This is a genomic window from Rheinheimera sp. (assembly GCF_037442345.1).
GTDB lineage: Bacteria > Pseudomonadota > Gammaproteobacteria > Enterobacterales > Alteromonadaceae > Pararheinheimera.
In genome coordinates this window covers 1-12,958 of the sequence record NZ_JBBIQL010000034.1, presented here as the reverse complement: position 1 = coordinate 12,958, position 12,958 = coordinate 1, and the positions used below count along the sequence as shown (strand labels likewise).

Here is a 12,958-nt window from a genome sequence, read left to right as displayed (position 1 = left end):
GGACGCCGATTTTGGCCTGTACAGTTATGTCTATATGTTGGCGAATCTGTTTTTCCCGGCCATCGCTTTTGGGGTCAGTTTTTACCTGATCCACCACAGTGCCCAGCGGCAGGAGCCAGCCTTATTGTTTAACTCGCTGTTATTGTCGGCCAGTGTTTTTCTGCTGTTGCTGGGGGGCGCTGCCTTGTGGGTGGCCAGTGGTCAGAGTGAAGTCGCTTTTGAGCTTTATGCACTGAGCCTGGGCATAGGTTTAGTCTGGGCTTTGGCACAGGCACTGTTTTCTTACCTCAAAGGCCGTCAGCAGTTTTTTGTGGAAGTGAAAACCAACTTTATTAATGCGCTCTGCCTTGGTGTCGTTTTACTGTTGCTGGTAATGGATGCACTGAATTCGGTGGACGACGTGTTGTGGGCCCTATTGGTTTGTGGCTTGGTGCCTGTGCTGATGGGGCTGGCTGTCCTCTGGCCAGAGCTGCGCCAGCACTGGCATGGCTACCGTCAGGAATTTAGCCGTCAGTTTGGCTGGCATTCCTTTGCTGAACGTGTGCCTTTTGCCTGGGCTGATTTATTCGCCATTGTCATGAGCAATATCCCCTTTATTTTCCTGGCCCTGTTCAGCAGCCTACTGGAGCTTGGGCAATTCCGTAAGTTATTTATTTTGTTTATGCCGGTCACGTTGCTGCCTGTTATATTTTCTCAGGTGTTTTTATCCCGTTTAAGCCGGTTCACTGAACTTGGTGCCAAACTGCAGTTTTTCCGCAAAATGCTGTTGCTGAGCCTGCCTTTGCTGTCTGTGCCTTATGTGCTGATGTGGCCATTGGCTGAGTGGCTGTATGAGCTGAGTTTTCACGAAGTTCTGTCGGCAGATGCGGTGCTGATGTTGCATCTGGTGTTGACCACTTTGTGGCTGACGCTGGTAAAAACCTACTTTGAGGTATTGTTAACCTCATTGGGTGCTAACAAACGCAAGGCCTCGCTGGTTACGCTGGCGGTGCTGCTCACCTCGTTGGGCTATCTGTGGTTTAACACCGCTCTGACAGTGGCAATCACGTCCTGGTTATTCTTAGCGGGGAATCTGACGGTGACGCTGATGCTGGTTGTTGCCTGCTGGTTTGAAGTTCGCCGAAAAAAAACGGGCGGGGTGAACCCGCCCGTCTGAGTAGGCTAATGCGCACTACGCAGTGGGCCCACTACGTTAATCAGCGTATTTTTACTGAAATCCAGATCACCAAAACCTTTGTGGTTCACCAGGATTACAATGATATCGGCTTTTAAGCCCTGTTCCACCGACACCAGCTCCACATTGGCGGCCAATTTGTTGCTGTGCTCCACATTGGGTTCCACCGCATAAATTTTGCCTTGGTATTGGGTCGCCAGGTCGTTGACGATATGCAAAGCCGGGCTCTCGCGTAAATCGTCAATATCCGGTTTAAAGGCCAGGCCAAAGCAGGCCACAGAGGGCTTGTGCAGGCTGTGGTTGGCGACTGTTGACAGAATTTTTTGCAACACCCACTCCGGTTTAAAGTCGTTGACTTCGCGGGCGGTACGGATGAGTTTGGCTTGCTCTGGTGCTGAATGCACAATAAACCAGGGGTCCACCGCAATGCAGTGGCCGCCAACGCCAGCGCCCGGGGTCAGAATATTCACCCGCGGATGGCGGTTGGCCATTTTGATCAGTTCCCAGACGTTAATCTCCAGCTTGTCACAAATCAGTGACAGCTCATTGGCAAAAGCAATGTTCACATCACGGAAGGCGTTTTCGGTCAGTTTGGACATTTCGGCAGTGCGGGCGTCGCTGACCAGGCACTCCCCGGTGACAAAAGTCTGGTACAGGGCTTTGGCTTTTTCCGAACAGGCCGGCGTTAAACCACCAACAATACGGTCATTGGCGATCAGCTCGTAGACCACCCGGCCCGGCAACACCCGCTCCGGGCAATAGGCCACATGAATATCGGGCTGGGCCGAATCTGTCGGTACTGTTAAATCAGGCCGGGCCTCGCGGATCCACTGGCAGATTTTCTCCGTAGTACCCACAGGGCTGGTTGACTCCAATACCACTAAGTTGCCTTTTTGCAGCACAGGAGCGATGGATTTCACCGCGGCTTCAACGTAGGTTAAATCCGGTGACAGATCATCAAAAAATGGGGTAGGGACGGCAATCATAAAAGCGTCGGCTGGCACCGGGTTGGTCTGCGCTGATAAATAACCGCCGGTGACGGCCGCATGCACCAGCATATCCAGTTCAGGTTCCACAATATGGATTTTGCCCTGATTGATGGTATCGACAGCGTGTTGGTTCACATCAATACCTATAACGCGCAATTTGCGTGAGGCCAGCATAGCGGCTGTAGGCAAGCCGATATAACCCAAACCAATCACTGATACCGTTTGAAACATAGCGTTCTCCATTGACTTGCTATATAACCGAAAAAGTTAGCGTTATCTTAGCACAGCGCCGTTCGGGCCGACTCGGGCTTAAGGCGCCGTAAGGTAAAAATTTTTCAGCAAAATAACAAACTTAGCTGAATGGTGCCTGAGCAGGTATGATGGTGGCAATCGACTTGGGGAGGCCGCTGTGAAGGATATTCTGGAACCATTTTTATACCCGCATAATCTGTTTTTATGGGGCTTACTGCTGGCTTGTGTCTGTTACCGGCGTAAAGGCCTCTGGCTACTGTTTTTCTGGTTTTACCTGTCAGGGAATACGCTGGTGGCCAATCAGCTGCGTGACTGGTATCAGAGTCAGATCCAGAGTCGCTTGCCTGCCGGCTTTAGTGGTGATTATGTGTTGCTGGGCTGTGGCGGTAATGAACACAGCCTGCCAGACTGCGCCCGCAACCGCATTTTGCAGCTGGCCCAGATGCTGAACACCCAACAGCGCCCGGCCAATGTCTACATGACCACCTTGCACTGTGGCCCTTACCTGAAATTACTGCAGCAGCAAAGCGCTTATGCCAGGGCCAGCTGTTTTGACGCCGGGCCTACCACTTACAATGAGATGGCGACTCTGGCGGAAACACTGAACCCGGACCAGTCCTACCTGATGATCAGCAGCGACTACCATGCGTTGCGGGTGGCGGCGCTGGCGAAAGAGCATGGGGTGAAGGCACAGGTGTTTGCTGCTTCCAGCAGTACCTTCCGGCCGGTGAACTGTGGGCTGAATTGCCTGCTGACGGTGAATTTATCCAACTTTGATCTTTGGTCCAAACTGACCGCTGAAGGCGTCAGCATGCTGGTGTATAAGCTGACTAAAGACTGGACCGACTGGTATCAGGCGGTGCCGGTGAACTTGGGGTCAGAGTCAGACTCTGACCCCAGCGTGACAACGAATTAACCGCGGGCGTTCCGGATAATTTCCTGAGCAATTAAGTCAGCCACTTCGTTGGTTGGCTTTTGCTCGCGTTCTGCCCGTTCAAACAGATTCAGCAGGGTGTGGTAAATCTGGTTGACCTTGGCGGTGGACTCGTCGGCGTTGTAGCCTTCAGGGCGGATTTCCAGTGACACGTTGATAATGCCACCGGCGTTAATGACGTAATCCGGCGCATACAGAATGCCCATCTCACGTAAAATTTCACCATGACGGCTTTCTTTCAGCTGGTTATTGGCACAACCGGCAATAATTTTGCACTTCAGCTGAGGAATGGTCTGGTCATTGATGGTGGCACCCAAAGCGCAAGGGGCATAAATATCGGCCTGCTGGCTGTAGATTTCGTCCAGACCCACGGCGGTCGCGCCAAATTGTGCCACAGCACGGGCAACAGAGTCGGGGTTGATGTCGGTGACAATCAGTTTGGCGCCTTCGTTGTGCAGGTATTCACACAGGTAAAAGCCAACGCTGCCTAAACCCTGAACGGCGACTGTCAGGCCTTCAACAGAGTCCAGGCCCAGTTTGTGTTTGACGGCCGCTTTAATGCCTTTGTAAGTGCCCAGTGCAGTGAAAGGTGACGGGTTACCGCTGGCCCCTTCTTTACCGGCCACATAAGGGGTTTCTTTGCTGATCATCATAATGTCAGCCGTGGTGATGTTTACATCTTCAGCGCTGATATAGCGGCCGCTGACGGAATGCACAAACTGACCGAATTTACGGAACAGGGCTTCGGATTTGATCTTTTTCGCATCACCGATAATGACTGACTTGCCGCCACCCAGGGCTAAACCGGCCATTGCGTTTTTGTAGGTCATGCCGCGGGATAAACGCAAGACATCGACCAGCGCTTCTTCGTCAGCCGCATAGTCCCACATACGGCAGCCACCTGTTGCCGGGCCTAAGGCTGTGTTGTGAATGGCGATGATGGCCTTTAAGCCAGTGCTTTCATCACTACAGAACACCACTTGTTCATGGTTATCGAATTCAGGATGGTTAAATACTGCCACGTGGGGATCTCCGTTGGTTGTCTGGCGCCGCTTTTCTGTCGTTACAGCGTCCGGTTTTGCGCGGCGGAATGTACCATTTCAGCCGCAGCAACGCCATGTTTTCGCGAAAACAAAATCTGGTAAGACCAGGTGATTGTCGACAATCGGTCTCAGGGCTTGATTGCTGGATGCGGCTCGCATAGAGTAACGGCACTTGAGTATAGGAAGTAAATCATGTCAAATCAGTCTGATGTTCAGCGCGATGAGCAAAACAGCGCCTGGGTGCGCCAACAATTTCAAAAAGCCAATCAGCACCTTGCTGAAAAGGGGATTTTGCCTGACACAGTGGCCGTGTCGGAATCCCGTTACTTGCCACCATTAATGGCGGTCTGGAAAATGACCGCGCAGGACCGCAAGCAGTATTGGGTGATCAGCGGTGATTTGCCAACTGACCACATGGCCTTGTCGGCCGCCAAAGATGCCCGCGAAGCGGTGCGGGCTTTTTCCCTGCACTGGCAGTTGAAAGCGCAACAAATCATGGATGCCGGTGGTCTGGATAAAACCAAAGTTGATTTTGCCAACTTGCTGGTGCACAGAGCGGAAGCCCTGTACGAGCTGTTTGAGCGTGAAGACCTGTGGAACAAGGTTGCCGGGTAAAGCTAAATTTACACTGAAAAAAGAGGCCAAAGGCCTCTTTTTTTGTTTGTTGAAAGCTATTCAGTAAAGTACCAATAACCTTTGTTAATCAGACTGGTCAGCAACGCCAACCGGCCTTCGTCCTTCGCAAAGAACTTGCCATCCTCCACAGACAGGCTGATTTGTTCGGTGAGCTTCAGCACTGTGGCTTTTTCTGCGGCGGGCAGCAGGTAACGCTCCCCATTAATAAACAGCTGAATATCGCTGTCGCTGCGGTTCTGGTAATACAAGGTCCGTAAACCACCCAGTTTGGCCAGTACTGAGCCTTCGTCCAGGTACTCTGCAATCTCATCAAGCTGATAATGTGGGTCAGGTTCAGTGGTATCCAGCTCGTGTTTGGCATGGCTGATATAAGTGCCAAACCACTGACTGGTAAAGTCTTTGTCATCAATCATCGCACGCAGCATCTGCTGAACCTGAGCGAGATCCTGCTCACTGATCGCACCAACCGACTCAGGTAGGGTACGGCCTGCGTCGGTAAAACGTTGGCCGGTCAGCTCATGGTCAATCAAGTGATCCGCCAGGCCAGTGACTAAATCCTTCTGAGCCGGTGCACGAAAGCCCACTGAATAGTTCAGCGACGGCTCCAGTGAAATGCCATCATGCGGGCAGCCTGGTGGAATATACAGAATGTCACCGGGTTCGGTGATCACATCAATGCAGTCTTTAAAGGGGGTGACCTGCAGCAAACGTGGGTGAGGGCAGTGCTGTTGCAAAGACGCGTCTGGCATACCCACCCGCCAGTGACGACGTCCCAGGCCCTGAATAATAAAGACGTCGTATTGATCCAAATGTGGGCCAACGCCGCCATCTTCGGTGGAGAAGCTGACCATCAAGTCGTCAATGCGCCAGTTGGGAATAAAACGGAACGGTTCGATCAATGCGGCACAATCCGGGTGCCAGTGGTCCACCGCCTGCACCAATAAAGTCCAGCCGCGATCACCAAACTGGTCAAACTCTTCAAAAGGACCGGTTTCCAAATCCCATACGCCATTCTGCTGGCTGACAATACGGGATTCAATTTCTTCTTCACCAGCCAGACCGGCCAGTTCATCCGGACTGATCGGATCCTGAAAATTTTTAAAGCCACCTTTGATCAGTAAAGGCTTTTTTTGCCAGTACTCGGCCAGAAACCGGGCTGGCGTAATGTCATGGAGGTTCAGTTCAAACATAGGTTCTGTCCAAAGTAACACAGGGCGAATCAATCGCCCTGTGGTGGTTGCTGCTGTGCCTGTCAGTTCAGGCTGTCGACCAGTGCGATGGCGGCACCGATGTAGTTATCTGGCCGCAGTTGTTTCAGCTCAGCTTTGACTGCGTCGGGCATCTCCAGCTTGTCGATAAAGACCGCCAGGTCAGCAGGGGACACCCGCTTACCGCGCGTCAGCTCTTTCAGTTTCTCGTACGGTTTTTCAATGCCGTATTTACGCATCACGGTCTGGATAGGTTCGGCCAGCAATTCCCAGTTCTGATCCAGCTCCGACAGCAGGTTGGCTTCGTTCACTTCCAGTTTGCTGATGCCTTTTAAGCTGGCATGGTAAGCAATCACAGTGTAAGCAAAACCGACACCCAGGTTGCGCAGTACTGTGGAATCCGTCAGGTCACGCTGCCAGCGGGAGACTGGCAGTTTGGCGGCCAGGTGCTGGAAAATGGCGTTGGCCAGGCCCAGGTTGCCTTCTGAGTTTTCAAAGTCAATGGGGTTGACTTTGTGCGGCATGGTCGACGAGCCGATTTCGCCGGCTATGGTGCGCTGCTTAAAGTGGCCCAGCGCAATATAACCCCAAACGTCGCGGTCGAAGTCCAGCAAAATGGTGTTAAAGCGGGCAATGGCGTCAAACAGCTCGGCAATGTAATCGTGTGGTTCAATCTGGGTGGTGAACGGGTTCCAGCTTAAGCCCAGGCTGGTAACGAACTGCTCAGACAGCTGATGCCAGTTCAGGTCTGGGTAGGCGGACAAGTGCGCGTTGTAGTTACCGACAGCGCCGTTGATTTTACCCAGCACTTCGACCGCGGCGATCTGGTCACGCTGACGCTTCAGGCGCATATAGACGTTGGCCATTTCTTTGCCCAGCGTGGTGGGCGACGCGGGCTGGCCGTGGGTACGGGCCATCATAGGAATGGCTTTGTACTTCAAGGCTAATTGTTTGATTTCGTTCAGTAACTGATCGCAAAGTGGCAGTAAGACTTTGTCGCGTGCTTCGGTCAGCATCAGGCCGTGTGACAGGTTGTTGATGTCTTCTGAGGTACAGGCGAAGTGGATAAACTCGCTGACTGCGGCCAGTTCCGGATGATCCGCCACTTTTTCTTTCAGCAGGTATTCCACAGCCTTCACATCGTGGTTGGTGGTACGCTCGATGTCTTTGACACGTTGAGCATCCGCCAGCGAAAAATTGTCGACAATCTGGTTCAGCACTGCATTGGCGTGTTCTGACAAGGCCGGCACTTCGGCAATACCTGCTGTGGCCGCCAGCTGTTGCAGCCAACGTACTTCCACCAGCACGCGGAATTTAATCAGGCCGAATTCAGAGAAATACTCGCGTAATTCAGCAGCTTTGGCGCCGTAGCGGCCATCAACCGGGGAGATGGCGGTCAGTGCAGTTAATTCCATGGGGGCTCCTATCAGTGCATCGTCGAGAGTTGTTGTAAGACTGCTTTGGCTTCGGCCAAAATGGCTTTGCGTTTAAAAATAAAATGTAACCGGCTGCCGCCTGCCTGACGCCATAACACCGCAGAGCGGATAGCCGCCAGCAATAAAGCGCGCACTTTGTGCTGCACCAGGTTTTGCTTTAACAGCTCAGGCTGGCCTGCCACCTGAATGCGGGTGCCCAGCGAGCTGATGCATTCCACGTAAGTGTCCGCCAGCGAACCAATCACCGACTCATCGGTAATCGAGAAATGCTGCAGCTGCTGCTCCAGCCGGCTGAGTTTTTTACCCAGTTGTTCCAGATTGGCCGGTGTTTTGTTCAGTTTGCGTTCCAGCGCAATCACCGACACCACATAACGGGTCAGCTCCACATCTTTTTTGCTGTTGTCGCCAAGCTGTGAGACCAGCGCCTGATACCCCTCTTTCAGGTGCGCCGTGCTGCCGCCATAGACATCCAACGCATCCTGCGGGTTCAGGTTGGCCACTGTATTGAGGCAGTGATGTAAATCGCTGCTGGAAAGCTCCGCGGTGCGGGTGACTTTTTGCAGTAAGCGCAGGGCCTGACAAATACCTGCCAGCGCCAATGTTTGATTTTGAATAGTCTGCTGCATAGTTTATTGAATAGCTGAATGAATAATACCGCCGCCAAGACAAATCTCATCGGCATAAAATACGGCGGACTGACCTGGCGTGACGGCCTTTTGCGGCTCGTCAAACACCACCACCACAGTGCCGTCCGGCATAGGGGTCAGGCTGCAGGGTATATCGGTCTGGCGGTAGCGGGTTTTCACGGTGCAGCGCAGTGGTGCCGCCGGTCCAGTCCGGTCCACCCAGTGCAACTGATTGGCCACTAAGCCTTTGGACTGCAGTGCAGGATGGTCATGGCCCTGCGCCACAATCAGTCTGTTATTGATCAAATCTTTCGCCACCACGTACCAGGGCTCGTCGTTGCCGTCTTTCTGACCGCCAATCAGCAAGCCTTTGCGTTGCCCCAGCGTGTGGTACATCAGGCCTTCGTGCTGGCCAATCTTCTGACCATCGACGGTGTAAATGTCCCCGGGCTGGGCCGGCAGGTACCGTTGCAGGAAATCCTTGAATTTACGCTCACCGATAAAACAAATGCCGGTGCTGTCTTTTTTGTCGTGGGTGATCAGCCCCTGCTGTTCGGCAATAGCGCGTACTGCAGGTTTTTCCAAGTGACCGACCGGAAACAGGGTTTGTGCCACATGCTCTTCTCCGATGGTGTACAGGAAATAACTCTGATCTTTGTTGCTGTCCAGACCACGCAATAACTGCCAGTGACCGTCCAGCTCCCGGCGTTGTACATAGTGCCCTGTGGCGATATAGTCGGCACCCAAAGCTTCGGCGGCAAACTCCAGAAAGGCCTTAAATTTGATTTCTTTGTTGCACATAATGTCTGGGTTTGGCGTGCGGCCGGCTTTGTATTCCGCCAGGAAATACTCAAACACATTGTCCCAGTACTCGGCGGCAAAATTCACTTTATGCAGCTTGATACCCAGTTTGTCGCAAACGGCCTGCGCGTCTTTTAAGTCTTCGGCTGCAGCACAGTATTCAGAGTCGTCATCTTCTTCCCAGTTTTTCATAAACAGGCCTTCGACCTGATAGCCTTGTTGCAACAACAAATAGGCTGAAACGGACGAATCCACGCCGCCTGACATACCGACAATGACTTTTTTACTGCTGTTTTCCGACATGACGCTCTTTTCTGTACCAGGATAAAACGGGCGCGGATTATAACATCAAATCTGACTAACCACAGCCCTCTCATAGCGCCAGCGACGCCTGAATGGCCGACAGCGGCAACCAGCTTTGTTGTTGAAATTGTTCCGCTGCATGCAGCACCAGAGGGCTACGCAGTGGTAGAGGCGTGTTTTTCAGTTGCTCAATGCTGAACCAGTGCAGAGCCAGAATGTCGTTGTCCTGCGGCTGGTAGTGGGCTGGCAGTGCAGCGGGCATAAACACAAAGTTGATACGGACATAATGGTGTCCGTTGGCCGCACCTAACTGAGAAAGACCCAGCCAGGCACAGGGGGCCAGCTGAAGTCCCGTCTCTTCATAGAGCTCGCGTGTAACCGCTGTAATGACGTCTTCGCCAGGTTCTACATGGCCCGCGGGTTGGTTCAACACCCGCTGACCTGTGCGCTTGTCGCGTTCTTCCACCAGCAAAAAATGGCCTTGGTAATACAGCACAGCGGCAAATGTTAAATGCAATGCGGATCTGTCCATGGGCTCTCCAGGGGTAAAAAATTGTGGCCGGCACTTGGTTTTTTGGGGGGCCGGACTTACCTAATCCATTCAGAAGGTTCGACTTCAGTCGAAGCGCGACTGGCACGACTAGGCGCTCTGTGGTTGCGCTGTTATACTCGGTCACCGCACGTCTTTAACGCGTTTAAAACAGCACAGATCTCAGGGTTCTTGCTACAAAATATCGCTGTAACACCAGGAAGCATTATGACCACTTCAAAAATCATTTATACCATTACGGACGAAGCACCGGCGCTTGCGACTTATTCCCTGTTGCCAATAGTTCAGGCTTTTGCCAAAGCGGCTGACATTGCCATTGAAACTCAGGATATTTCGCTGGCCGGTCGTATTCTGGCCCAGTTCCCTGAGCGTTTAACCGATGCGCAGCGTCAAAACGATGCCTTGACTGAATTAGGTGTACTGGCCACTCAACCTGAAGCCAATATTATCAAACTGCCTAATATCAGCGCTTCCATTCCGCAGTTAAAAGCGGCGATTAAAGAATTGCAGACCAAAGGTTATGATTTACCGGATTACCCGGAAGAAGCCAAAACTGAGGCTGAAAAAGATATCCGCGCCCGGTATGACCGCGTCAAAGGCAGTGCGGTGAACCCTGTACTGCGTGAAGGCAACTCTGACCGCCGCGCGCCCGCTTCAGTGAAAGCCTATGCCCGTAAAAACCCTCATTCCATGGGCGCCTGGAGTAAAGACTCCAAATCTCATGTGTCTCATATGAGCCATGGCGATTTTTATGGCAGTGAAAAGTCAGTCACAGTGGCGCAAGCCGGAGCCGCACGCATCGAGCTGACCACAGCGTCTGGCGAGGTGACAGTGCTGAAAGAAAAAGTCAGCCTGCAAGCCGGTGAAATTATTGATGCGGCAACGATGAGCAAAAACGCATTACGGGCTTTTTTAGCCGAGCAAGTGGCTGACGCCAAAGCCAAAGGCGTGTTGTTCTCTGTGCACTTAAAAGCCACCATGATGAAAGTGTCGGACCCTATTTTGTTCGGTCATGTGGTTACCACTTTTTTTGCCGATGTGTTCGCCAAACATGCCTCAACCTTTGCTGAGCTGGGCATTGATGCCAACAACGGTCTGGGGGATGTTTACGGCAAAATTGCGGCGTTACCTGCCGACAAAAAAGCTGAAATTGAAGCCGACATTCAGGCGGTGTATGCAACTGCGCCCGCTTTGGCCATGGTCAACAGCGACAAAGGCATCACCAACCTGCATGTGCCCAGTGATGTGATTATCGATGCCTCTATGCCGGCGGCTATTCGTACTTCAGGCCAAATGTGGAATACGGCTGGTAAGTTGCAGGATACCAAGTTTGTGATCCCAGACCGCTGCTACGCCGGTGTCTACCAGGAAACCATCAACTTCTGTAAAGAGCACGGTGCTTTCGACCCACGCACCATGGGGTCAGTGCCAAACGTTGGCCTGATGGCGCAAAAAGCGGAAGAATACGGCTCACACGACAAAACCTTCCTGATCCCAGCAGACGGCACTGTGCGTGTTATCGACCAACAAGGTACTGTGCTGCTGGAACATGCAGTGGAACAGGGCGATATCTGGCGTATGTGTCAGGTGAAAGACGCCCCAATTCAGGACTGGGTAAAATTAGCGGTGAACCGTTCACGTCTGAGCGGCACTCCGGCCGTATTCTGGCTGGATAAAAACCGTGCCCACGATGCCCAGCTGATTGCCAAAGTGGAGCAGTATTTAAAACAGCACGATACCAGTGGTCTGGATATTCAGATCCTGTCACCGGAAGACGCCACCCGTCACAGCCTGGTACGGATGAAAGCAGGTCTGGACACTATTTCAGTGACTGGCAACGTGTTGCGTGATTACCTGACCGACTTGTTCCCAATCCTGGAGCTGGGTACCAGCGCCAAGATGTTGTCCATTGTGCCTCTGATGAATGGCGGCGGTTTGTTTGAAACTGGCGCTGGCGGCTCTGCACCTAAACACGTCGAGCAGTTTGTTGAAGAAAACCACCTGCGTTGGGATTCTTTGGGCGAATTCCTGGCGCTGGCAGCTTCACTGGAGCATTTAAGCCAGGTGACTGGAAATGCGAAAGCTCAGGTGCTGGCCGATACGCTGGATCAGGCCACCGCCAAATTCCTCGACAATGATAAGTCACCAACCCGCAAACTGGGTCAGCTGGATAACCGCGGCAGCCATTTCTTCCTGGCGCAGTATTGGGCTCAGGCGTTGGCAGCACAAAACAAGGACAGCACTTTGGCCGCCAAATTTGCGCCGCTGGCCGCAGCGTTGACTGACAATGAAGCCACTATCGTCACTGAACTGAATTCAGTGCAGGGGAAAGCGGTGGATATTGGCGGGTATTACAAACCGGATGACACCAAAGCCGCTGCCGCTATGCGTCCAAGCCAGACCTTTAACCAGGCGCTGGCTGCGCTCTAAGCGGTAGTCACTGACAGTAAAAAGCCGGGGAAACCCGGCTTTTTAGTTTGGCTGCATGGCCTCAGGCTGGCAAATCAGGATTTTTGTTCGGGCAGTACAATATTGACTGCATGCAGACCTTTAGGTCCTTCCGACAGATCAAATACAACATCCTGACCAGCTTTCAGCGTACGGTAGCCATCCATGTTTATGGTCGAATAATGAGCAAAGATGTCCTCATCACGGCCATCTTCACGAATAAACCCAAATCCTTTGGCATTATTAAACCACTTCACTTTACCGGTAGCCATACTACTTCCTTCTCTAAGTTAGCTCAACTCTGTATTCTTGGCGGTGCGTGCGAAGGAGCCGCGCTGGACTCCATCAAATACTGTAGATAATTTGTTCATCTAGTCAAGTTTTTTGCCAAAAGCCAAAGAAAGGCTTGCGTCGCTTTTGACGGTGTTTATGCTTGAGAAAGCAGGCATTTGTCGCCATTAACAACCATGCAGTATTTCTGCATCTTCCCTTGGAAGCTTGATACAGGCATAGCTATAGTTTTCTTTAGAACCACTCATAAAACTATAGCTATGCCTG

Annotated in this window: 12 protein-coding genes; 4 read left to right on the top strand and 8 right to left on the bottom strand. The window is 52.3% G+C overall.

Translation table 11 applies throughout. The features are described 5' to 3' along the window. Positions 1 to 1,156 (top strand): hypothetical protein (locus WKJ04_RS17085; protein WP_337881515.1); only part of this gene is annotated, 1,156 nt, incomplete at its 5' end. Positions 1,157 to 1,161: 5 nt separating this feature from the next. On the opposite strand, the gene wecC is transcribed toward WKJ04_RS17085, so the two are convergent. Further along, positions 1,162 to 2,394: a UDP-N-acetyl-D-mannosamine dehydrogenase gene (gene wecC, locus WKJ04_RS17080; RefSeq protein WP_337881514.1), complete on the bottom strand. Its 1,233-nt coding sequence runs from the start codon at positions 2,392 to 2,394 to the stop codon at positions 1,162 to 1,164. A gap of 178 nt (positions 2,395 to 2,572) precedes the next feature. Here wecC and WKJ04_RS17075 point away from each other — a divergent pair, with 178 nt between their 5' ends. Then, positions 2,573 to 3,331: a hypothetical protein gene (locus tag WKJ04_RS17075; protein WP_337881513.1), complete on the top strand. Its 759-nt coding sequence runs from the start codon at positions 2,573 to 2,575 to the stop codon at positions 3,329 to 3,331. On the opposite strand, the gene WKJ04_RS17070 is transcribed toward WKJ04_RS17075, so the two are convergent. Next, complete coding sequence (locus WKJ04_RS17070; protein WP_337881512.1) at positions 3,328 to 4,371, bottom strand: amino acid dehydrogenase; 1,044 nt, start codon at positions 4,369 to 4,371, stop codon at positions 3,328 to 3,330. The two genes, WKJ04_RS17075 and WKJ04_RS17070, sit on opposite strands and share 4 nt — an antisense overlap. 213 nt (positions 4,372 to 4,584) lie before the next feature. On the opposite strand from WKJ04_RS17070, the gene WKJ04_RS17065 reads away from it, so the two are divergent. Beyond that, positions 4,585 to 5,007, top strand: a complete 423-nt coding sequence (locus WKJ04_RS17065) for a DUF4826 family protein (RefSeq protein ID WP_337881511.1) — start codon at positions 4,585 to 4,587, stop codon at positions 5,005 to 5,007. A 56-nt stretch (positions 5,008 to 5,063) separates the two neighbouring features. Here the strand turns inward: WKJ04_RS17065 and WKJ04_RS17060 are convergent, their stop codons facing one another. The 5 genes from WKJ04_RS17060 to WKJ04_RS17040 all read right to left on the bottom strand — a co-directional run bounded on the left by WKJ04_RS17060 (position 5,064) and on the right by WKJ04_RS17040 (position 9,934). Continuing rightward, positions 5,064 to 6,218, bottom strand: a complete 1,155-nt coding sequence (locus tag WKJ04_RS17060; RefSeq protein ID WP_337881510.1) for a cupin domain-containing protein — start codon at positions 6,216 to 6,218, stop codon at positions 5,064 to 5,066. 62 nt (positions 6,219 to 6,280) lie between these two features. Next, complete coding sequence (gene purB / locus WKJ04_RS17055) at positions 6,281 to 7,651, bottom strand: adenylosuccinate lyase (protein WP_337881509.1); 1,371 nt, start codon at positions 7,649 to 7,651, stop codon at positions 6,281 to 6,283. A gap of 11 nt (positions 7,652 to 7,662) precedes the next feature. Further along, positions 7,663 to 8,298 (bottom strand): high frequency lysogenization protein HflD, encoded by a 636-nt coding sequence (hflD, locus tag WKJ04_RS17050; protein ID WP_337840257.1) that lies wholly within the window; start codon positions 8,296 to 8,298, stop codon positions 7,663 to 7,665. Positions 8,299 to 8,301: 3 nt separating this feature from the next. Then, positions 8,302 to 9,402 carry a tRNA 2-thiouridine(34) synthase MnmA gene (mnmA, locus tag WKJ04_RS17045; protein ID WP_337881508.1) on the bottom strand — a complete coding sequence of 367 codons (1,101 nt, stop codon included), beginning with the start codon at positions 9,400 to 9,402 and terminating at the stop codon, positions 8,302 to 8,304. A 70-nt stretch (positions 9,403 to 9,472) separates the two neighbouring features. Continuing rightward, positions 9,473 to 9,934 carry an NUDIX domain-containing protein gene (locus tag WKJ04_RS17040; RefSeq protein WP_337881507.1) on the bottom strand — a complete coding sequence of 154 codons (462 nt, stop codon included), beginning with the start codon at positions 9,932 to 9,934 and terminating at the stop codon, positions 9,473 to 9,475. Positions 9,935 to 10,156: 222 nt separating this feature from the next. On the opposite strand from WKJ04_RS17040, the gene WKJ04_RS17035 reads away from it, so the two are divergent. Then, positions 10,157 to 12,382, top strand: a complete 2,226-nt coding sequence (locus WKJ04_RS17035; RefSeq protein ID WP_337881536.1) for an NADP-dependent isocitrate dehydrogenase — start codon at positions 10,157 to 10,159, stop codon at positions 12,380 to 12,382. A gap of 74 nt (positions 12,383 to 12,456) precedes the next feature. Here WKJ04_RS17035 and cspD read toward each other — a convergent pair whose 3' ends face one another. Next, entirely contained in the window at positions 12,457 to 12,672 is a 216-nt protein-coding gene (cspD, locus tag WKJ04_RS17030; protein WP_337840253.1) for a cold shock domain-containing protein CspD, read from the bottom strand. Between the last annotated feature and the right edge of the window lie 286 nt (positions 12,673 to 12,958).